Below are 20,169 nucleotides of genomic sequence, written 5' to 3'. Positions count from 1 at the left end.
GCAGGACACCGCGACAGCAGTTCACCGCAGCATCACCACATAACCACAGCACAACGCAACATTCACCACGAAGGGAACCATCATGCGCATCCATAAAAGTGTCGTCACCCCGTTGGGTATCCTCACCCTTGCTTCTGACGAGGGAGCCCTCCGGGCTGTCTTTCCCGGCGTACCCGATCCGGCCGCCGACCACGGCCTGGGCCGGATCGTCGAAGAGGGGTTCGAGGAAGCGGAACGCCAGCTCAGCCAGTACTTCGACGGGACACGCTGCTGTTTCGACCTTGACCTGGATACCCGGGGAACGGATTTCCAGCGGCGGGTCTGGGCCGAGGTCTCCGCAATCCCGTATGGCCAAACCTGCAGCTACAAGGAACTGGCCATCCGGCTCGGGGACGCGGCAAAGGCCCGCGGGGTGGGGGCGGCCCTGTCCCGGAACCCGTTGAACATCGTTATTCCCACCCACCGCGTGGTCGGTTCCCGCGGCGCACTCACCGGCTACTCCGCAGGCATCGACTCGAAACGGTTCCTCCTGGATCACGAGTCCTCGCAGACAACCGCGGCCCTGCGGATCCAATGCGCCGGTGCGGCCGGTGTGCCTGCTTGAGGTCGGGCACTGATACGAGGACAGTAAAGGGGTGACACCAGCTACCAACCAAGAGCGGCATTCCGCAGGCTCCGGGCCTGCCGCTGCATCCGGCGCGACCGCAGACTCGGACTCAACCCATGAGGCCCGTGAGACCCGTGGGACCCGCGCCGCCGGGACCGGGGCAGCAACCGGGGCAGCAGGGACAACCGGGGCAGCCAGGGAGACAAACGTACCGGCAGGGCCAGCCGATCCCGAGCGCTGGCCCGCGGAGTTCAGCAAGGCGCTGCGCGGGTTCAGCCGTTACCTGACCAGTGAACGGGGGCGCTCCGAGCACACGGTGCGCGCCTACGAAGGTGATGTGGCCCAGTTGCTGTCCTATGCGCTGGCTGGAGGAGTGCGGTCGCTGGACGGGATAGACCTGGCGATCCTGCGGGGTTGGCTGGGCGAGCTCAGCGGAGCTGGCCTGGCCCGTTCCACACTGGCCCGGCGCGCCGCCACCGCCCGCAGCTTCACCGGGTGGGCACTGCGGGAAGAACTCATCGATACTGATCCGGCACTTCGCCTGCGGGCTCCGAAACGGGAAAAGACCCTGCCTGCGGTGCTGCGTGCGGGACAGATCGGCGAGTTGTTCGCCGGGCTCGCCGACGCAGCGGTTGACGGCGGACCCGTGGCGATCCGGAACCGGGCCATCGTCGAGCTGCTCTACGCCACCGGCGTCCGGGTGGGCGAGCTGACCGGACTGGACATCGACGATTTGAATGCGGACCGGCGCACGCTCACCGTTATCGGCAAGGGCAACAAGGAACGCACCGTTCCCTATGGGCAGCCCGCGGCCGAAGCGGTTGACGACTGGCTCCGCCGCGGCCGGCCTGCTCTGGCCGCCGCTGACAGCGGCCCCGCACTATTCCTGGGCCGGCGCGGCCGCCGGGTGGACCAGCGGCAGGTCCGGTCAGTGGTGTCAGGCCTCTTTGAGGCTCTCGGGGACACCGGTGCAACGGGCCCCCACGCCCTTCGGCACTCGGCGGCGACCCATCTGCTCGACGGCGGCGCCGACCTCAGGGCGGTGCAGGAAATTCTGGGCCACTCCTCGCTGGCCACCACTCAGCTCTACACCCATGTGTCCGTGGACCGGTTGCGGGCCAGCTACCAGCAGGCCCACCCCCGGGCCTGAAGCCGGAGGACGCACAGGCCGGTGAACACCCCTGCTCAGCCTGAAATCATCATTGGCGCATTCCCGGAACTTGCGGCACAATAAGGCTAAGTCCGTACCGGATGAAAGTCTCAAAGGAATTGGAAGTCACCGCAGAGAAAACCAAGCGCAGTTCACAGTGTTTTTCAGGAACGCCGTTTTCAAACCGTCCCTGAATGAGCTAACAACAGAAATGTTCCGCCCGGGTTGAAGGTCGTTGGGGAAGACGTACCTACAGCTATGGAGGATGGAATGTCTGTTGTGATGGCCCACGGCGTGTTATTCATACACTCCGCCCCGTCTGCGTTGTGCCCCCACATTGAGTGGGCAATAGGATCCGTCGTGGAAAAGCGAACGGATCTAAAGTGGACCCCGCAGCCTGCTGCACCGGGCATGCTCCGCACCGAGGTGGAGTGGACCGGCCCTCAGGGCACCGGCTCGCTGCTGGCCTCGGCGCTGCGCGGATGGGCGCACCTGAGGTACGAAGTGACAGAAGACCAGAGCCCCGGCGCCGACGGGAGCCGCTGGTGCCACACGCCCGAACTGGGCATCTTCCACGCCGCAACCGACGTCCACGGCAACATCATGGTCTCCGAGGACCGGATCCGTTACGCCTACGAAAACGGTGCCGGAGATCCGTCAGCTGTTTACCACGAGCTTTCCCTGGCTCTGGGCGAGGCCTGGGACGATGAGCTGGAACCGTTCCGCCACGCAGGCGACGGAGCCAACGTCCGCTGGCTGCACCAGGTCGGGTAACTCGCCGGGCCGAACCACACAGGGCAAACCAACGGTGCAACAACTCACCGAAGCAAAAGCCACACGATAGCCAAAAGCCACAGCAAAGCAAAAAGCCACAGCAAAGCAAAAGCCGCGGCCGTTGTCCCGAGGGGAAACGGCCGCGGCTTTTTACTGACCGGGGAGCCGGCAGCTGCCGGTACCTAGCTGCTGCCGGTACTGAGCAGCTGAAGCAGCTGGGTACCGGTCTAACAGCTGCGCAGTGCGATGACGGCGTTGTGTCCGCCGAAACCAAATGAATTGCTCAGCACCACAATGTCGCCGCCGGGCAGCGAGCGGGCCGATGTCACCACGTCGAGCGGGATTTCCGGATCCTGGTTCTCCAGGTTGATGGTTGCCGGAGCCTGCCGGTCGTACACGGCCATGGCTGCCATGACGGCTTCCACTGCGCCGGAGGCACCGAGGAGGTGGCCGGTCTGGGACTTGGTGGCGGAAACCGCAACGTTGTCCACCTGCGAGCCCAGTGCCGCCTTAAGGGCTGCGTACTCGGGCTTGTCGCCGACGGGCGTGGACGTGGCATGCGCGTTGACGTGCACCACGTCCTCGGCCTGCGCACGGGCGTCGTAGAGTGCGGCCTTCAGCGCGCGGGTGGCGCCCAGACCCTCGGGATCGGGTGCGGTGATGTGGTACGCGTCGGCCGTCACTGCGGTTCCGGCGAGTTCGGCGTAAATCCGGGCGCCGCGGGCCAGGGCATGCTCCTCGGATTCCAGGACCAGCGCACCGGCACCTTCACCCATCACAAAGCCGTCGCGGTCCTTGTCGTAGGGGCGGGACGCACGTTCCGGGTCGTCGTTGCGCTTGGACAGGGCCTGCATGGAGGCGAAGGCAGCCAGCGGCATGGGGTGGATCGCGGCTTCGGCTCCGCCGCAGACGACGACGTCGGCCTTGCCGGAGCGGATCAGTTCCAGTCCCTGGTGCAGGGCCTCGGTGCCGGAAGCACAGGCGGAAACAGGGGTGTGGGCGCCGGCGCGGGCACCCAGGTCCAGGCTGACGGCGGCGGCGGGGCCGTTGGGCATCAGCATGGGAACGGTCATGGGAAGGACGCGGCGGGGGCCCTTTTCGCGCAGGGTGTCCCACGCGTCAAGAAGGGTCCACACTCCGCCGATACCGGTGGCAAAGGAGACACCCAGACGGTCATGGTCGATGTCCTCGATGCCCGAATCGGCCCAGGCCTCGCGTGCGGCAACCACGGCAAACTGCGTGGACGGGTCCATGCGCTTGGCTTCCACACGGGAGAGGACCTCGCTGGCCGGCGTGGAGACGCGTGCGGCAAAGGTGACGGGAAGGCTGTACTGCGCCACCCAGTCGTCCTCGAGGGTTTTGGCGCCGGCGACACCCTTGAGCGCGTTCTTCCACATGGTGGGAACATCGCCGCCGATGGGCGTCGTGGCGCCCAGACCGGTGATGACTACTTTGCGGGCCATGATTCACTCTCTCGAAGACGTTGGTGGTGCGGGAACTGCGGTGGTGCGTGGTGCAAAAGCGCTGACGCGGCGGCCGCCGCCGGCGAAGGCAGCGGCCGCCGGCAAAATTACGCCTGGGCTTTGGAAATGAAGTCCACGGCGTCGCCGACGGTCTTCAGGTTCTTGACCTCTTCGTCCGGGATGCGCACGCCGAACTTCTCTTCCGAGTTCACGACGATGGTCATCATGGAGATGGAATCGATGTCCAGGTCATCGGTGAAGGACTTGTCCAGCTCGACGGACTCGGGGGCCAGACCGGTTTCCTCGTTGACGATCTCGGCGAGGCCGGCCAGGATTTCTTCGTTGCTAGCCATGTTGGCTCCTTTTTCTCGTGGTGCCGGCAGGAGCCGGCGTGTTGTCCAACCGTGGAACGGCGGGGTGTTGGGGGACGGACAGGTTACGGAAGAACGATAACCTGCGCGCCGAAGACCAGGCCTGCGCCGAAGCCGATCTGGAGGGAGAGCTTGCCGCTGAGCTCGGGGTTTTCCTGCAGCAGCCGGTGGGTCGCGAGCGGGATCGAGGCCGCCGAGGTGTTGCCGGCGTCGGCGATGTCGCGGGCGATGACGACGGACTCGGGCAGTTTCAGCTGCTTGGCCATTTCATCGATGATGCGCATGTTCGCCTGGTGCGGGACGAAGGCGCCAAGATCCTCGGCGGTGACTCCGGCGGCGTCAAGGGCGCGCTGGGCGACCTTTGCCATTTCCCACACAGCCCAGCGGAAGACGCTCTGGCCGTCCTGGCGCAGCGTCGGCCACAGCTTGGTGTCGCGGGCGGCGACGTCCGAAACGGCGACGTCGGTGCCGTCGGCTTCGGCGGCCAGCGACAGTTCGCGGATGTCCAGCATGGAATGGGTCATCCCGATGGTGCTGGACTTGCTGCCGTCCGAACCCCAGACCGACGGGCCGATGCCCGCGGAATCGGAGGGACCGACGACGACGGCGCCGGCGCCGTCGCCGAGCAGGAAGGAGATGGTGCGCTCGGTGTTGTCGATGAAGTCGGAGAGCTTCTCCACCCCGATGACCAGCACGTATTCTGCTGCGCCCGAGCGAACCAGGGCATCCGCCTGGGCGATGCCGTAGCAGTAGCCGGCGCAGGCGGCGGACACATCGTAGGCCGGTGCCGGCGAGGCGCCGAGCAGATGCGCAATTTCAGCGGCGGCCGACGGCGTGGCGAAGGGGTGGGTGACGGTGGACACGATGACGGCGCCCAGCTGGGAACCCTCGATTCCCGCTGAGGCCAGGGCATCCCGGCCGGCGGCCTCGGCCATGTCGACCACCGAGGTGCCCTTGTCCGCGCGGTGCCGGGTGACGATCCCCGTGCGCTGGCGGATCCACTCGTCGGAGGAATCGATCCACTGGCAGACATCCTCGTTGCTCACGATGACGTCGGGCCGGAAGGCGCCGATGCCGTGGATCCGGCTGAACTGGTGGACGGGGGACTGTTTCAGGGTGGGCGTGCTCACGCGTTACCTTCTCCGGTGGTGGTTGCTGCTGTCACTGCGGCGGGCGAGGGGGAGTGTTCGGTGATGAACTCCCGCGCGGCGTCGAGGTCTTCGGGGGATTTCAGGGCCAGCGTGGGCAGGCCCTTGAGGCCGCGGCGGGCCAGCCCGGTGAGGGTGCCGGCCGGCGGCAGTTCCAGCATGCCGGTCACGCCCATGGCAGCCATGGTCTCCATGCACAGGTCCCAGCGGACGGGCCGGGACACCTGGGCAATGAGGCTGTCCAGGTTGCCCTCCCCGGAAACGACGGCGGCGCCGTCGTAGTTGGAAAGCAGGGTGGGCAGCGGTGCTGCGGGGCGAAGCTGAGGGCGCAGCGCCTCGAGCACGCTCACCGCGGGCGCCATGTGGGCGGTGTGGAAGGCGCCGGCCACCTTCAGCGGGATGACGCGGGCTTTGGCCGGAGGAGCGGCTGCAAAAGCGGCCAGCTGTTCCAGGGTTCCGGCGGCGACAGTCTGTCCGCCGCCGTTCACGTTCGCTGCCGTGAGTCCGGCAGCGGCCAGGGCTGCGGCAACCTCGTCCGGGTCACCGCCCAGAACGGCACTCATTCCGGTGGGGGTTTCAGCCGCGGCGCGGGCCATGGCGTTGGCGCGTTCCCGGACGAAGATCAGGGCGTCCGCTTCGGTCAGGGCACCGGAGAGGGCGGAGGCGGTGATCTCACCGACCGAATGTCCGGCGACCACGGTGGAAGCGGTCAGCGCCTGCGGCTGCACCAGCAGGCGGGCGGCCATCAGCCCGGCGGCCACAATCAGCGGCTGGGCCACGGCGGTGTCCTTGATGGTCTCTTCGTCGGAGACGGTGCCGTGGGCGATCAGGTCCAGACCGGCAAGGGCACTGAGTGATTCAAGATGTTCCCGGACTCCGGGCAGTTCCAGCCACGGAGAAAGGAAACCTGGCGTTTGGGACCCCTGGCCGGGGCAGACAATAGCGAGCACGTATCAAGCTTTCCAAAGAGAAGGGAAGATGCCGGGTGTTTGCGTAGACCAAGCTCCACGTGAGCCGTTGTAGGAAGTCTACAAGGGGAAGTGACGGATGCAACTCGCTTAGGAGCGCGCGGCGGGACGTTCCGGAACTGCTTTTCCGGGCGGCGCCAGCCGTCCCACCACGAGTGCGGTCTGCAGAACGAAGGCCTCACGCGGCAGCATCGGATCCCATCCCGTGACGTCGCAGACACGCCGCAGCCGGTACCGGACGGTGTTGGCGTGCACAAAGAGTTCACGGGCCGTGGCTTCCAGGGAATGCCCCAGGGAGAGGTAGGCGGAGAGGGTTTCCGCCAGGCCGTTGGACGCGCCCAGCAGCGGCCGGTAGATGCTGCGCACTAGGGCCTTGCGTGCGCTGTCGTCGCCGGACATCACCCGTTCGGGCCACAGATCGTCGGCTGCGACGGGACGCGGCGCTGCTGGCCAGGCACGGGCCGCGGTCAGGCCGGCAAAGGCGGCCTGCGCCGACGGACCGGCATCGACCAGGGACTCCGCCGGCGGGCCGTACACGACGGGTCCGGGGCCGAACAGTTCAGCGAGCCGGGCGTAGGAGCCCGGGCTGTCCTCCAGGCCTCCGAGCACCAGGATGAGCCGTTCGCCCTGGATTCCCACCAGGGCATCTTCGGTGAGCCGTGCGGTGGCGCGGCGAAGTTCATTGACGAAGGAGGCGTTGGTGTCCGACGGCGAGCTGCCCACCATGACGGTGATCCGGGCCGTGGAGGTCCAGCCGACGGCCGCAATGCGGGAACGCAGCGCATCTGAGCTTTCTCCGCGCAGAATGGCGTCCACCACCAGGGCCTCCAGCCGGGTGTCCCAGGCCCCGCGGGTTTCCGCAGCCCGGGCGTACACGTCCGCGGCGGCGAAGGCCACTTCCCGGGAATAGCGCAGCACCGCTTCGCGCAGCGGTCCCTGGACGTCGTCGTCGGCCAGTTCCGGAACGCGGTCCTCCACGACCTCCACCACTACCCGGATCAGCTGCAGGGCTTTCTGCAGGCTGATGGAGCGGGTCAGTTCGGTGGGGGCGGTGCCGAACACATCGCTGAGGACCCAGGCCGGCGAGGCCGGGCGCTCGTACCAGTTCACGAACGACGCGATGCCCTTTTGCGCCACCATCCCGAGCGCGGAGCGTTCGTCCGGGCGCAGGCCCCGGTACCAGGGCAGGGACACATCCAGCTGCTTAAGCGTGGCGGTGGAGAGCTTTCCGATATTGGCTTTGAGCCGCTCCACCGTGGAGGGGTCCGCCGGGTCGGCGCGCATCCCGGGTCCGGGTGCGGCTGTGCTGCGAGTCACTGGCATAAGCAGAGCTTACGGGGTCCGCCGATCAAGCACCATTTTGTGCGAAGGCTACAACTCGGGGTATGGGTTCAGCCCACCGACCCGAGTTTGCGGAACCGCTCGGTCCGCCGCGCCAGCCGCTCGGCCGCGGGTCCGGTGCGCAGCGAAGCCAGCTCGTATTCCACTGCCTTCGCCATCCGGCGGCAGAAGTCCGGGGCTTCCGCGGCGGCGTCGGGCTCCTCGGGAACTATGTGGTCCACAATGCCGTGGGCCGCCAGCGCGGACACCGTCACGCCCTGCGCCTGCGCCATTTCCGCTCCGTGCAGTGTGTCGCGATACACAATGGCGCTGGCACCTTCAGGGGGCAGCGAGGAGAGCCAGGCGTGCTGCGCGGCCACCGTTCGGTCGGCCGGCAGGAGGGCCAGCGCTCCGCCGCCGGCGCCCTGGCCAAGCAGGACCGAGACTGTTGGACAGTCCAGTCCCACCAGGTCGTTGAGGCTGCGGGCAATCTCACCCGCCAGGCCGCCTTCCTCCGCTTCCTTCGACAGTGCTGCGCCGGCGGTGTCGATCACGGTCAGCAGGGGAAGGTTGAGTTCTTCTGCCAGCCGCATGCCCCGGCGCGCTTCCCGGAGGGAAGCCGGCCCCAGCGCTGGCTGCTCCGCACCGCGCTGCCGGTCCTGGCCCAGCACCACGCAGGAGGTCTGTCCAAAGCGTGCCAGCGCCAGCAGCAGCCCCGGATCCTTCTCGCCCTGCCCGGTTCCGTTCAGCGGCAGGACGTCGGAGGCGCCGAAGTGCAGGAGCTGGCGCACCCCGGGCCGGTCCGGATTGCGCGAAATGGTGATGGACTCCCACGCCTGAACCGCCTCCGGCGCACTGCCCAGGGAAGGCGGCGCGGGTACGGTGCCGCCGTCGCCTGGCAGCAGCATGGACAGGGCGCGGTGCACGGTTTCGGCGAGTTCTTCAGGCCGCAGGACGGCGTCCACCAGGCCGCGGGCCTGCAGGTTCTCCGCGGTCTGCACTCCCTCGGGGAAGGGTTCTCCGTACAGGGCCTCGTAGACGCGCGGGCCGAGGAAGCCCAGCAGGGCTCCGGGTTCGGCCACCGTGATGTGCCCCAGTGACCCCCACGAGGCCATGACGCCTCCGGTGGTGGGATGGCGCAGGTAGACCAGGTACGGCAGGCCCGCTTCCTTGTGGGCCCGGACCGCCGCGGTGATCTTGACCATGGACAGGAAGGCGAGGGTTCCTTCCTGCATCCGGGTTCCGCCGGACGCGGGTCCGGCCAGCAGCGGCAGGCCTTCACGGGTGGCCCGCTCGACGGCGTCGGTCAGGCGGTCTGCGGCGGCCACTCCGATGGAGCCGCCCAGGAATCCAAACTCGCAGACAACCAGTGCCACCCGGCGGCCCCGCACCAGACCTTCGCCGGTCAGCACGGATTCGTCTTCGCCGGTCTTCTCCCGGGCTGCCGCGAGGTCCGCCTCATACGCGTCGCTGTGCCCGGTGTACGCCACCGGAGAGTCCCAGGAACGGAATGAACCCGGATCAACCACGAGGTCCAGCAGCCCGCGGGCGTTCAGCCGCTTAGGCCTGGTGCCGACACTCATGCCTGTGCTTTCCGGTCTGCGGCGGGCGCCGGGGTGCTGTCCAGCCAGCTGCGGATGTCGGCTCCGTGCTGGTTGAGCAGCGGCGGCGCCTGATGTTCCCGGTTGGTCGTTTCGGTGCCCTCGGCTGCGGAGAAGAACCGCAGCGGCGGGCCGGGGAGGGCGACTTTGCCCAGGACCGGATGTTCGACGTCGATCACCAGGCCCTGGGAGCGGACCTGCTCCCACTCGTACACCTCGTCCAAGCTGCGCACCTTGCCGGCCGGGATGCCTGCGGCCCGCAGCTTCTCCAGGAGCGGTTCGGCGTCGAAATCGGCGAAGGCTTCCTCCACGGCGTCGATCACGGCCTGCCGGTTGCGGACCCGCTGCGCGTTTCCGGCGAATTCCGGGCGGGACGTGTCAATGCCGAACGCCGCCGCAAAGGTCTCCCACAGCTTTTCGCTGCCCACGCTGATCTGGACCATGCCGCCCCGGCAGGAGAAGAGCCCGTAGGGGGCGATGGAGGGGTGATGGTTGCCCTGGGCTTCGGGAACCTCTCCGGCAACGGTGTGGCGCGTTCCCTGAAAGGCATGGACACCGACGACGGCGGCGAGCAGCGAGGTGCGGACGACCTGGCCCCTGCCGGTGCGTTCGCGTTCGAGCAGTGCCGCGAGCAGGCCGAACGCGCCGTACATTCCGGAAAGCAGGTCGGCAATGGGGACACCCACGCGCTGCGGGTCTTCGGGGCCGGAACCGGTCAGTGACATCAGTCCGGCTTCGCCCTGGACAATCTGGTCGTAGCCGCTGCGGGTGGCCTCCGGGCCGTCGTGGCCGAACCCGCTGATGGACAGGATGACAAGCCGGGGGTTGAGCTCATGCAGCTGCTCCGGGGAAAAGCCGAGCCGGTCCAGGACTCCGGGCCGGAAATTCTCCACCAGGACATCCGCCCGCCGGACCAGGTCGCTGAGCACCGCAACGCCGTCGTCGGACTTCAAATCCAGGCTGATGGATTCCTTGTTCCGGTTGCAGGAAAGGAAGTACGTGGCCTGCTGGTCGTCCTCGGGGCCGACAAAGGGCGGGCCCCAGCTGCGGGTGTCATCGCCCGTGCCGGGGGTCTCGACCTTGATCACGCGTGCGCCGAGGTCGGCGAGCATCATGCCGGCGTGGGGTCCGGCCAGGGCGCGGCTGAGGTCGACGACGAGGTATCCGTCCAGCGGTCCGCGGGAAGTGGATGTGGTGGTGGTGCTCATGGGAGTCTCTTTCTGTAGCGGTAGTGCGGTGTTGGCGGTGCCGGGAGGGTCGGGGGCCTAGAGCCAGCCGGGGACAACCATGATCAACCAGGCCACCAGGGGTCCGACAACAACAACGATTCCGCTGTAGCCAAGAATCTGCTTGTAGAAGCGGTCCTTGTCCATGCCTTCCGGTGCATTCGCCAGTACCAGTGCACCGTTGGTCGAGAACGGCGACACGTCAACGATTGTGGAGGACACGGCCAGTGCGCAGATGAGTCCGACGGCGCCGATCTCACCCGAGGCGAGGAAGGGCACGGCCAGCGGAATCAGCGCCGCAAGGATGGCAGTGGAGGAGGCGAAGGCTGAGACAACGGCACCGATGTAGCAGATGAGCAGGGCGGCCAGCAGGGGCATGCCCAGGCCGACCACGGCGTCGGACACATATTCCACGGTGCCCGCTTCCTGCAGCACGCCCACGAAGGTGAGCATGCCGCAGATGAGCAGGACCGTGGTCCAGCTGATCTTGTTGATTGCACCCTTCTGGGCCTGCGGCGAAACCAGGGCCAGGATCATGGCGATGGTGATGGAGACGAAGCCGACGTCGACCTTGAAACCGAGGGCGATCACGGCGAGGGCGATCAGGCCTGCGATCGTGACGATCTGCGGAAAGAGCTCGCTGCGGGTCTTGGTGGCCTGGATTCCGTCTCCGGCGGGGTCGCGCGGACCGTAGATGTCGGAGCCGAATCCCTTGAAGGCGACGTCGGTGCGGCCGGCGGAGCTGAGGTTCATCCGGGCCTGGGCAACCTCTTCCACGAAGCCGCCCACCGTGCCGCTGCGCAGTTTGCTGCCGCCCAGGACAAAGAACAGGATCAGGGCAATTAACGTGTTGAAGAGCAGGCTGGCGAGGAACACGGCCAGAGGACTGGACTCCAGGTCGGTTTCGCCAATGATGCCGTTGACCGTGACCCCGTATACGGCAATGGGGGAGAAGCCGCCGGCCTGCGCGCCGTGGATCACCATCATGCCCATCATCAGCGGGTTGATCTTGTGCTTCGCAGCGAAGCCGAGGGCGATCGGGGCAACGATTGCGACGGCGGCGGGAGACAGGGCGCCGACGGCGGTGATGATGGCCGTGATGGCAAACATGATCCACGGAATCAGTGCCACCCGGTTGCCGACCATCCGGACCGCTCCACGGACCAGCAGGTCAATGGTGCCGTTGTTCTGCGCTATGGCGAAGAGATAGGTAACGCCGACAATCGTCAGGAACAGGCCGCCCGGGAAGTTGGCGAGAATGTCGTCCGTGCTCATGCCTAGAAAGACAAAGCCCAGAAGGAAGGCCCCCACAAAGGCAAGCGCCCCCATATTGAGGGGCAGCACCGTGGCCAGGAGGAACATGGCCACCAATATCAGGATGGAGAGGATTGGAGCGGACATCTAAAGTTCCCTACGTCGTCGAAGGTGCCGGCACATCCCGGTGCCGGCGGCGGAGTGTGGCAGTGATGCACGCCACACTGGCACTGGACTAGCCTCTTAGACTCTGGGTCTCTTTGTCAATTGCTGGCTATACTCATGTCGGACCGCGCGGACGCCCGGTGGACGCTAGAGGGAGGTTGCCATGTCCGGCAGCGGTGACGGCAAAGGTTTTGTCCGGGTCTCCCGGCCCCGGCTGTACGAGCGGCTGGTGGAGCAGCTTCTGGGCTTTATCTCCTCGACCGGACTGGGGCCCGGCGATTTGCTTCCGGCCGAGAGGGACCTTGCCGAGCGCATGGGAGTCTCCCGTGCCACGCTGGCACAGGCTCTGGTGGCTCTGGAGGTGCTCGGCGTGATCGATGTCCAGCACGGGACCGGTGCCGTCCTGGTGTACCGGCCGAGTGTGGCGTCCGTATTGCGCGAATTGCGTGAACATCGTGACCGCATGCCGGAGATAGTCGAAGCCCGCAGCACCCTCGAAGTGAAGCTGGCGGCGCTCGCAGCAGAGCGCAGGACTCCGGAGGACCTGGCTGCCGTCGATGCCGCCCTAGAGGTGATGTCCGCTGAGATTGCCGAGGGCAGCCGGGGCACCGAGGGCGACGAACTCTTTCACCAGGCAGTGGCCGCAGCGGCCCATTCATCCATTCTCGCGTCGATGATGACGTTCATTTCCGAACTCGTTCGGGAAACACGGCTCGCTTCCCTGGGGCAGCCCGGCCGGCCGGAGCGTTCGCTGGAGTCGCACCGTGCCATCGCGGACGCTATCCGCGCGTCGGATCCGGAAGCCGCGGCAGAGGCCATGCAGGCCCATATCGATCTGGTCTCCGAAACCGCAATGTAGGTCATTGCGGCAGAAAGGGCGGCAGGAAAGCAGGTCATTGCGGCAGGCTGCCGACTGCTTGTTTCGCACTGATGCGGCATCAGTAGTTCCGCAGAAAAGACGGGTATTTGGCCGTCAACAATAGGGCCGGTTTGGGCCTGTTTTGGTCTGTTGTAGAGCTGGAAATGTCGGTGGCGGGTGAAATCCTGAGGTCATGGATCAGAACGGATCTTCGACGGGCCCCGGAACCGGCACTATTCCCGGCACTAGTCCCGGCACTAATAACGGACAGGCAGCAGCGTGCAGCCTGTCGGTCTTTGTTGCCGGGCCCGGTCCGGAGGCTTCTGATGACTCTGCTGAACAGTCCGGGCCTGGTTGCCGGGACGGGTTTACCGGGGCTCTGGCCCTTCGGAACGTGGAGTGCCTGAACGAGGAAGAAACCGGTGCCGTGTTGTCGCGGTTGAATGTGCTGGGCCGGTGGGTTCAGGCGCAGCAGGCGAAGGTCCTGTCCCGGATGCAGAACATTTACGAGTCCGAGAGCATGTTCGTTTCCGGCCGGCCGGATTCCGAGATGGCCTTCAGTCTTGCAGCCGAGGAAGCGGCTACGATTCTGGGGGTTCCCACCGGTACCGGAACGGCGTTGATGAGCCGGGCCGGTGATCTGTGCACCGCCAACACTGCCACGTTGGGGAGTCTGGAGGCCGGGGAGATCAGTTACGGGCATGCCGAGACGGTTTTGGAGCAGTGTGTGGGGATTGCTCCGGCGGATGTGCCCGTGTTTGAGGCGAAGCTGCTGGGTTTGGCTGCGGGACAGACGAAGGCGCAGTTCCGGGTGAAGGCTCGGCGGTTGAGGGAGAGTCAGTATCCGCAGACGATTGTTGAGCGGCAGCGGACGGCTTTTGATCGGCGGTCGGTGTGGGTGCGTCATGAGCCTGACGGTATGTCGTGGTTTTCGGCGATGCTGCCGGCGGAGACTGCGCAGGGGATTTATCACCGGCTCAGTGTTGCGGCCCGGGGTGAGCAGGCGGCCGGAGATACGGGGAGCGTGGATCAGTTGCGGGCGGATATCGTGGCGGACCTTTTGGGTGGTCATGAGCATGAGTGCAGTTGCGGTGGCCGCGACGGCAGCAAGGGCGGCAGGAATGGCGCCGCCGAAGACGGCAGGCGGGATGAGGTGGCCAGCTCCGGCAGGACCATCGGTGGAAAGCCCGGCTCCGGTTCCGGAACCGGCGAAAAGGATGGTGCCGGTTCCGGGTCGTGCCGTATAGGTCATGGTTCCAGGGCCCGGACGGAGATCCTGGTCCTGATCACCGCTGAAACTCTCTTCGGAGCCGATGACCAGTCTGCGGAACTGGTCGGGTATGGGCCGATCAGCCCCGAAAGAGCCCGGCGGATGGCCCGCGAGGCGGCGACGTGGACGCCGGCGGAGCGGGACCCGGAGACTGAGGAGATCCTGCGGGTGGGTAAGCGGCGGAAAGTACCGGACGGGTTGAAGCAGTTGCTGCGGGTCCGTGACGGGACGTGCCGGTTCCCGGGCTGCCGGACCAATGCGGTGATCTCCGAGATCGACCACACCAAACCCTGGGCGCAGGGCGGTCCCACCGATCACGACAACCTGGAGCATTTATGCCGGCGGCACCACATGTTCAAAACCAAAGGATTCTGGAAAGCCTGCCAGCCCAGTCCCGGGATTATTGAGTGGACCTCTCCGGGAGGACGAAAGTACCGCACCAAACCAGACCTCGCCCTTCCGCGGGGTGGGGCGGACCCGCAGGGGGAGCCCGGCGTTCCGGGAGTCAAAGACCCGGCAGCCCTGGCCGGTGCCGAACCATCAGTCGTGGATTCATCAGGTGCGGTTAATGAGGACGACTACGGTTCCGATCCGCCGCCCTTCTAACCGGGAAGGCGAAAAGTCAGGACAGGTCAACAGAAAGAGTCAGGCTCAACAGAAAAAGTCAGAACGCCTCAACAGGAGTGAGTCAGGACGCTTAAACAGAAGAGAACCGCCGCAAATGCGGCGGTTCTCTTCTGCGCTCCTACGAGCTCGTCCTCCTACGATGAGGAGACCGTGTAGCGCTTAGGCGTCGCCGCCGGCGTTGCCCGACGTTCCTGCATTCACGTTGAGCAGGTCGTACTTCTTGATCGCTTCGGTCGGCGCGCTGGCGTCAACCTCGCCGCGGCGGGCGAGCATTTCCAGGGTCCGAACGACCATGGAGTGCGAATCAATCTTGAAGTACCGGCGTGCAGCGGCACGGGTGTCCGCGAAACCGAAGTCGTCGGCGCCCAGGGTGGCAAATTCGTTCGGAACGAACTGCCGGATCTGGTCGGGAACGGCCTTCATGTAGTCCGTGCTGGCAACAATCGGTCCGGTGGCTCCGGCGAGCTGCTTGGTGACAAACGGCACGCGGGGTTCGGCATCGGGATGCAGGAATGATTCTTCCTCGGCGGCCAGGCCGTCGCGGCGGAGTTCATTCCAGGACGTCACGGACCAGACATCGGCAGATACGCCCCAGTCTTCGGCCAGGATCTTCTGGGCTTCCAGGGCCCACGGCACAGCAACGCCGGAGGCGAGAAGCTGGGCGCGGGGACCATCGATCTTTGCCGGAGCCAGCAGGTAGATGCCCTTGACGATGCCTTCGACGTCGAGATCCTCCGGAGCCTTGGGCTGCAGGATCGGCTCGTTGTAGACCATGAGGTTGTAGATGACGTTCGGATCCTTGGAATCCGGACCGTACATCTGCTCCAGGCCGTGGCGGACGATGTGCCCGATTTCGTACCCGTAGGCCGGATCGTAGGTCTTCACGGCCGGATTGGTCGAGGCCAGAATCGGGGAGTGGCCGTCAGCGTGCTGCAGGCCCTCACCGGTCAGGGTGGTCCGTCCCGCGGTAGCGGAAATCAGGAAGCCGCGCGCCATCTGGTCGGTGGCTGCCCAAATGTAGTCGCCCGTGCGCTGGAACCCGAACATCGAGTAGAACACGTAGACCGGAATGAGCGGCTCGCCGTGGGTGGCGTAGGACGTGCCGGCAGCGGTAAAGGCCGCAATGGAACCGGCTTCGTTGATGCCGACATGCACAATCTGGCCCTGCGGGGACTCCTTGTAGGCCAGGACGAGGTCCCGGTCCACGGACAGGTAGTTCTGACCCTTGGGGTTGTAGATCTTGGCCGTCGGGAAGAACGAGTCCATACCGAAGGTGCGGGCCTCATCCGGAATAATCGGCACAATCCGCTTGCCGAACTCCTTGTCCCGCATCAGGTCCTTGAGCAGACGGACAAAGGCCATGGTGGTGGCCGCCATCTGCTTGCCGGAACCGCGGTTGGCAACCTCGTAGGCCTTCTCGCCGGGCAGGTGCACCGGGTCATGCTTTACGCGGCGCTCGGGAACGTTGCCGCCCAGTTCGCGGCGGCGTTCCAGCATGTACTTGATCTCCGGAGCGTCAGCACCCGGGTTGAAGTACGGCGGCTTGTACGGATCAGCTTCGAGCTGCTCGTCCGTGATGGGGATGCGCAGGTGATCGCGGAAGGCCTTCAGGTCATCCAGGGTCAGCTTCTTCATCTGGTGCGTGGCGTTGCGGCCTTCGAAGTGCGTACCCAGGCCGTAGCCCTTGACGGTGTGGGCCAAGATAACGGTCGGCTTGCCCTTGAACTCCATGGCTGCCTTGTAGGCCGCGTAGACCTTGCGGTAGTCGTGTCCGCCGCGCTTCAGGTTCCAGATTTCTTCGTCGGTCAGCTTGGCGACCAGTTCCTTGGTCTCCGGAGTCTTGCCGAAGAAGTGCTCGCGGACAAACCCGCCGTTCTCGGCCTTGTAGGTCTGGTAATCGCCGTCGGGGGTGGAGTTCATGATCTCCACCAGCGAACCGTCCTGGTCCTTCTCGAGGAGCGAGTCCCACTCGCGGCCCCAGACGACCTTGATGACGTTCCAGCCGGCACCGCGGAAGAATGCTTCCAGTTCCTGCATGATCTTGCCGTTGCCCCGCACCGGGCCGTCGAGGCGCTGCAGGTTGCAGTTCACGACGAAGGTGAGGTTGTCCAGCTTGTCATTCGCGGCAAGCTGGAGCAGGCCGCGCGATTCGGGCTCGTCCATTTCGCCGTCGCCCAGGAAGGCCCAGACGTGCTGGTCAGAGGTGTCCTTGATGCCGCGGTTCTGCAGGTAGCGGTTGGACTGCGCCTGGTAAATGGCGTTCATCGGGCCGATGCCCATGGACACAGTGGGGAATTCCCAGAAGTCCGGCATCGACCGCGGGTGCGGGTACGAGGACAGCGCGTGTCCCTCGCGGGACTTTTCCTGCCGGAACCCGTCCATGTCTTCTTCGGACAGGCGGCCTTCCAGGAAAGCGCGGGCGTACATACCGGGGGAGGCGTGACCCTGGAAGTAAATCTGGTCTCCGCCGCCCGGATGGTCCTTGCCCCGGAAGAAGTGGTTCATGCCCACTTCGTACAGGGTGGCTGCACCGGCGTAGGTGGAAATGTGTCCGCCGACGCCGATTCCCGGACGCTGGGCGCGGTGCACCATAACGGCTGCATTCCAGCGCAGCCAGGCGCGGTAGCGACGCTCAACTTCCTCGTCGCCGGGGAACTCCGGTTCCTGGTCAACCGGGATGGTATTGACATAGTCAGTGGTGGTCACCATGGGTACGCCTACCGACTGCGCACCGGCGCGCTGGAGCAGCGAACGCATGATGTACTGGGCCCTTTCGGTGCCCTGGGAACGGATCAGTTCATCCAGTGACTGCATCCATTCCGCGGTCTCCTCGGGGTCACGGTCCGGGAGCTGGTTGGTCAACCCGCTCAGGATGTCCGTTGTGTCTTCTGCGGCCACGGCAAACCTCTCTCATGTACAGATTGTGTCTGCACGAATTACGTCTGTGGGGATCCGGTTTCGTCACCGGACGATCACGGTGGCTGCGCGGATGCTGGTGCCTCCGGAGCCTCTCTGATCCACTCTAGTCCCGCAGACCGGCAGTTGCGTAGCCCGTTCGCTAACGGCTGGCAGCCGCCGGGCCGCTCATTGCCGTCCATGCGCGGGACGCACCTGCACATGCGATAGCTTGCCCGCAGAACCTTGTAGGTTCCGGACAAAAGGTGTTGGCTTGTGTCCTAGACACCACATCTCGCCCAAATATGTGATTCCCTTGTATTTATGCAGTCAACCAGGAGGAGTGAAGTGAGCGAGGCCGAAGCCGTCACGGATAAGAACGTGGCGGAAAGATTGGGTTTCAAAGACCAAGACCTGATTCAGGAATTCGGTTACGACGAGGACGTCGATTTTGACCTCCGCGACGGCCTCGAGGACTTGGTAGGGAGCGAGCTCCTGACGGAAGAGGACCACGAAGTTGTAGACGGCGTAATCCTCTGGTGGCGGGCCGACGACGGGGACCTGGTGGACGCGCTTGTTGACTCCATCACCACCCTCGACGACGGCGGCGTTGTTTGGGTATTGACCCCCAAATCAGGACGGGTAGGGTACGTCCCGCCTGCAGACATCGAAGAGGCCGCTCCGACAGCAGGCCTGCACGTTACGACATCAGCGGCAGTAAGCAGTGACTGGGCCGCAACACGCCTGGTCGCCCGCCGCAAAAAGTAGCACCGGTTTGCCTCAAAGTCCGGAACCGGGAGCTGTTTGGCAGCACCCGGCTCCGGACTTTGTGCTTCCCAATCAGTTCGGCGAGCCCGTTGCTCTGTCGTCCCTTCGGGGAACGCCCGTCGTCGTAGTGTTTTATCCCTTCGCCTTTTCCGGGGTGTGCACCGGCGAGCTGGATGAATTGCAGGGGGCCGCGGAGGAGATTGCCCTTACCGGTGCCCGGATTCTGGCCGTCTCCTGCGACTCCAAGTACGCTTTGCGTGCCTATGCGCAGCAGCGCGGCTACACCTTTGACCTCTTGGCTGACTTCTGGCCGCACGGCGCAGTGTCGGACGCCTACGGAGCATTTGATGCCGACCTTGGCCGCCCGGTCCGAGCCTCGTTTATCATCGATGGCAGAGGCCTGATTCGTGCGGAGATCCGGTCGGATCCGGGGTCTCCCCGCCCGCTGCAGGCCTATCTGGACGCGCTCAAGGAGATGCTTTCGGAATGACCCACGCACCACAGCCCTACCCCGGCCCAACTTCCGGATCGTCCGCGCCGGGATCGCCCGCCCCCAGCCAATCGGCCTCGGGATCGCCTTCCGCACAGCAGACGCGGCCCGGCCTGGGGCTCACCGGCTTTGTCCGGTCCCAGCCCGCACCGCCCTCCGCTCCGGCGCCGACGCCCGAAGAAGAGCGGCAGCTGCACAGTGCCGTCGATCTGCTCAGCGGCCGCCGGATGGCTGTCCTGACCGGTGCCGGAATGAGCACGGACTCCGGAATCCCCGATTACCGGGGACCTGAAGCGCCGCCGCGCAAACCCATGACCTACCAGGAATTCGTGGGCGACAGCGAACTCCGCCGCCGCTACTGGGCCCGAAACCACGTTGGCTGGCACCATCTGCGGCACGCCGTACCCAACGCCGGACACGCCGCCGTCGCCCGCTTGGAACGCCGCGGACTAACCACCGGCCTGATTACCCAAAACGTGGACCGGCTGCATGCCGACGCCGGCAGTGCCTTGGCCGTTGACCTGCACGGGCGCTTCGACCGGGTGCTGTGCCTGGACTGCGGCACCCGCTATTCGCGCCAAACCGTGTCCCGGCTGCTCGAAGAGCTGAATCCCGGGTTTCTGGAGCGCACCCGGCTCGACGGCGACATCGCCCCCGATGCGGATGCTGACGTTGCGGACACCGAGGACTTCGTCGTGGCGGACTGTCCGGTCTGCGGAGGCATGCTCAAGCCGGACTTTGTGTATTTCGGCGAGAACGTGCCCCGGGACAGGGTGGCGGCTGCGTTCGCCATGCTGAACGCAGCTGACGCACTGCTGGTCGCAGGTTCGTCGCTGACCGTGATGAGCGGGCTGCGCTTCGTGAAGCATGCCCACAAAACCGGCAAACCGGTGGTCATCATCAATCGTGGATGGACCCGCGGAGACGACCTCGCCGATCTGAAAATTGAGGCGGGGGTGGCCACCGCGCTGGAATATCTGGCGTCCGAGCTGCCCGACCTGCCGGCTCAGCCCCGCAGGCAGGCAGGGCTTGGAAGCTCTGATTAGGTAATTTCCCAAAACGTCCGGTAAAGTAATTCCTCGTGATGCGGCGCTGATCAAGGAGAACTTGAAAGGCATAACGGTCACAAAGGGTCTTTAGCTCAGCTGGTAGAGCGCCACGTTTACACCGTGGATGTCATCGGTTCGATCCCGGTAGGACCCACCGCAATAAA

At 65.6% G+C, this 20,169-nt stretch carries 17 protein-coding genes and 1 tRNA gene; 9 read left to right on the top strand and 9 right to left on the bottom strand.

The genetic code is table 11. From position 1 onward, the window contains the following. Nucleotides 1-82: 82 nt before the first annotated feature. The 3 genes from M1D40_RS11780 (at nucleotide 83) to M1D40_RS11770 (ending at nucleotide 2,531) form a co-directional block, all read left to right on the top strand. Nucleotides 83-604: a methylated-DNA--[protein]-cysteine S-methyltransferase gene (locus tag M1D40_RS11780; protein WP_461168942.1), complete on the top strand. Its 522-nt coding sequence runs from the start codon at nucleotides 83-85 to the stop codon at nucleotides 602-604. A gap of 265 nt (nucleotides 605-869) precedes the next feature. Further along, entirely contained in the window at nucleotides 870-1,757 is an 888-nt protein-coding gene (locus M1D40_RS11775; protein ID WP_461171059.1) for a tyrosine recombinase XerC, read from the top strand. A gap of 270 nt (nucleotides 1,758-2,027) precedes the next feature. Further along, nucleotides 2,028-2,531 (top strand): DUF3145 domain-containing protein, encoded by a 504-nt coding sequence (locus M1D40_RS11770; protein ID WP_268911332.1) that lies wholly within the window; start codon nucleotides 2,028-2,030, stop codon nucleotides 2,529-2,531. Between the two features lie 227 nt (nucleotides 2,532-2,758). Here M1D40_RS11770 and fabF read toward each other — a convergent pair whose 3' ends face one another. The 8 genes from fabF to M1D40_RS11730 all read right to left on the bottom strand — a co-directional run bounded on the left by fabF (nucleotide 2,759) and on the right by M1D40_RS11730 (nucleotide 12,029). Next, nucleotides 2,759-3,994, bottom strand: a complete 1,236-nt coding sequence (gene fabF, locus M1D40_RS11765; protein ID WP_461168941.1) for a beta-ketoacyl-ACP synthase II — start codon at nucleotides 3,992-3,994, stop codon at nucleotides 2,759-2,761. A gap of 107 nt (nucleotides 3,995-4,101) precedes the next feature. Then, nucleotides 4,102-4,347, bottom strand: coding sequence for an acyl carrier protein (locus tag M1D40_RS11760; protein WP_152217833.1), 246 nt, complete (start codon nucleotides 4,345-4,347; stop codon nucleotides 4,102-4,104). Between the two features lie 83 nt (nucleotides 4,348-4,430). Then, nucleotides 4,431-5,495, bottom strand: a complete 1,065-nt coding sequence (locus M1D40_RS11755) for a beta-ketoacyl-ACP synthase III (RefSeq protein WP_341394825.1) — start codon at nucleotides 5,493-5,495, stop codon at nucleotides 4,431-4,433. After that, on the bottom strand, nucleotides 5,492-6,463 hold the full coding sequence (locus tag M1D40_RS11750; RefSeq protein ID WP_461168940.1) for an ACP S-malonyltransferase: 972 nt from the start codon (nucleotides 6,461-6,463) through the stop codon (nucleotides 5,492-5,494). The genes M1D40_RS11755 and M1D40_RS11750 overlap by 4 nt, the downstream gene beginning before the upstream one ends. Nucleotides 6,464-6,571: 108 nt before the next feature. Then, complete coding sequence (locus M1D40_RS11745) at nucleotides 6,572-7,765, bottom strand: PucR family transcriptional regulator (RefSeq protein WP_341395085.1); 1,194 nt, start codon at nucleotides 7,763-7,765, stop codon at nucleotides 6,572-6,574. A gap of 107 nt (nucleotides 7,766-7,872) precedes the next feature. Continuing rightward, complete coding sequence (locus M1D40_RS11740) at nucleotides 7,873-9,384, bottom strand: carboxyl transferase domain-containing protein (protein WP_461168939.1); 1,512 nt, start codon at nucleotides 9,382-9,384, stop codon at nucleotides 7,873-7,875. Continuing rightward, nucleotides 9,381-10,610: a CaiB/BaiF CoA transferase family protein gene (locus M1D40_RS11735; RefSeq protein ID WP_461168938.1), complete on the bottom strand. Its 1,230-nt coding sequence runs from the start codon at nucleotides 10,608-10,610 to the stop codon at nucleotides 9,381-9,383. The genes M1D40_RS11740 and M1D40_RS11735 overlap by 4 nt, the downstream gene beginning before the upstream one ends. Nucleotides 10,611-10,667: 57 nt before the next feature. Continuing rightward, nucleotides 10,668-12,029, bottom strand: coding sequence for an SLC13 family permease (locus M1D40_RS11730; protein ID WP_461168937.1), 1,362 nt, complete (start codon nucleotides 12,027-12,029; stop codon nucleotides 10,668-10,670). A gap of 181 nt (nucleotides 12,030-12,210) precedes the next feature. Between M1D40_RS11730 and M1D40_RS11725 the strand changes: the two genes are divergently transcribed. Both M1D40_RS11725 and M1D40_RS11720 read left to right on the top strand, forming a co-directional pair. Next, nucleotides 12,211-12,906 carry a FadR/GntR family transcriptional regulator gene (locus M1D40_RS11725; RefSeq protein WP_461168936.1) on the top strand — a complete coding sequence of 232 codons (696 nt, stop codon included), beginning with the start codon at nucleotides 12,211-12,213 and terminating at the stop codon, nucleotides 12,904-12,906. 394 nt (nucleotides 12,907-13,300) lie between these two features. Then, on the top strand, nucleotides 13,301-14,782 hold the full coding sequence (locus tag M1D40_RS11720; protein WP_461168935.1) for an HNH endonuclease signature motif containing protein: 1,482 nt from the start codon (nucleotides 13,301-13,303) through the stop codon (nucleotides 14,780-14,782). A 180-nt stretch (nucleotides 14,783-14,962) separates the two neighbouring features. On the opposite strand, the gene aceE is transcribed toward M1D40_RS11720, so the two are convergent. Then, the gene (gene aceE / locus M1D40_RS11715) at nucleotides 14,963-17,617 is read right to left on the bottom strand and encodes a pyruvate dehydrogenase (acetyl-transferring), homodimeric type (RefSeq protein WP_461171058.1); all 2,655 of its coding nucleotides are present in this window, start codon (nucleotides 17,615-17,617) and stop codon (nucleotides 14,963-14,965) included. A gap of 429 nt (nucleotides 17,618-18,046) precedes the next feature. On the opposite strand from aceE, the gene M1D40_RS11710 reads away from it, so the two are divergent. From M1D40_RS11710 to M1D40_RS11695, 4 genes are all read left to right on the top strand, one after another. Then, nucleotides 18,047-18,466 (top strand): DUF3052 domain-containing protein, encoded by a 420-nt coding sequence (locus M1D40_RS11710; RefSeq protein WP_341394833.1) that lies wholly within the window; start codon nucleotides 18,047-18,049, stop codon nucleotides 18,464-18,466. 61 nt (nucleotides 18,467-18,527) lie between these two features. Continuing rightward, nucleotides 18,528-18,956: a redoxin domain-containing protein gene (locus M1D40_RS11705; RefSeq protein ID WP_461168934.1), complete on the top strand. Its 429-nt coding sequence runs from the start codon at nucleotides 18,528-18,530 to the stop codon at nucleotides 18,954-18,956. Then, nucleotides 18,953-20,002 carry an NAD-dependent protein deacetylase gene (locus tag M1D40_RS11700; protein ID WP_461168933.1) on the top strand — a complete coding sequence of 350 codons (1,050 nt, stop codon included), beginning with the start codon at nucleotides 18,953-18,955 and terminating at the stop codon, nucleotides 20,000-20,002. Before M1D40_RS11705 ends, M1D40_RS11700 begins: the two co-directional genes overlap by 4 nt. An 84-nt stretch (nucleotides 20,003-20,086) precedes the next feature. Continuing rightward, nucleotides 20,087-20,159: transfer RNA gene (locus M1D40_RS11695), tRNA-Val, on the top strand. Nucleotides 20,160-20,169 lie beyond the last annotated feature (10 nt).

It is taken from the genome of Arthrobacter sp. Z1-15 (assembly GCF_054792395.1).
The sequence above is the reverse complement of the archived record's forward strand: the minus strand, read 5'-3'. Positions and strand labels throughout refer to the sequence as shown.

Excerpts from the sequence above, each read along its gene's own strand:
- M1D40_RS11780 (WP_461168942.1), top strand. The coding sequence starts at position 83 with ATGCGCATCCATAAAAGTGTCGTCACCCCGTTGGGTATCCTCACCCTT.
- M1D40_RS11770 (WP_268911332.1), top strand. The coding sequence starts at position 2,028 with ATGTCTGTTGTGATGGCCCACGGCGTGTTATTCATACACTCCGCCCCG.
- fabF (WP_461168941.1), bottom strand. The coding sequence starts at position 3,994 with ATGGCCCGCAAAGTAGTCATCACCGGTCTGGGCGCCACGACGCCCATC.
- M1D40_RS11760 (WP_152217833.1), bottom strand. The coding sequence starts at position 4,347 with ATGGCTAGCAACGAAGAAATCCTGGCCGGCCTCGCCGAGATCGTCAAC.
- M1D40_RS11745 (WP_341395085.1), bottom strand. The coding sequence starts at position 7,765 with ATGCGCGCCGACCCGGCGGACCCCTCCACGGTGGAGCGGCTCAAAGCC.
- M1D40_RS11740 (WP_461168939.1), bottom strand. The coding sequence starts at position 9,384 with ATGAGTGTCGGCACCAGGCCTAAGCGGCTGAACGCCCGCGGGCTGCTG.
- M1D40_RS11735 (WP_461168938.1), bottom strand. The coding sequence starts at position 10,610 with ATGAGCACCACCACCACATCCACTTCCCGCGGACCGCTGGACGGATAC.
- M1D40_RS11730 (WP_461168937.1), bottom strand. The coding sequence starts at position 12,029 with ATGTCCGCTCCAATCCTCTCCATCCTGATATTGGTGGCCATGTTCCTC.
- M1D40_RS11725 (WP_461168936.1), top strand. The coding sequence starts at position 12,211 with ATGTCCGGCAGCGGTGACGGCAAAGGTTTTGTCCGGGTCTCCCGGCCC.
- aceE (WP_461171058.1), bottom strand. The coding sequence starts at position 17,617 with ATGCAGTCACTGGATGAACTGATCCGTTCCCAGGGCACCGAAAGGGCC.
- M1D40_RS11700 (WP_461168933.1), top strand. The coding sequence starts at position 18,953 with ATGACCCACGCACCACAGCCCTACCCCGGCCCAACTTCCGGATCGTCC.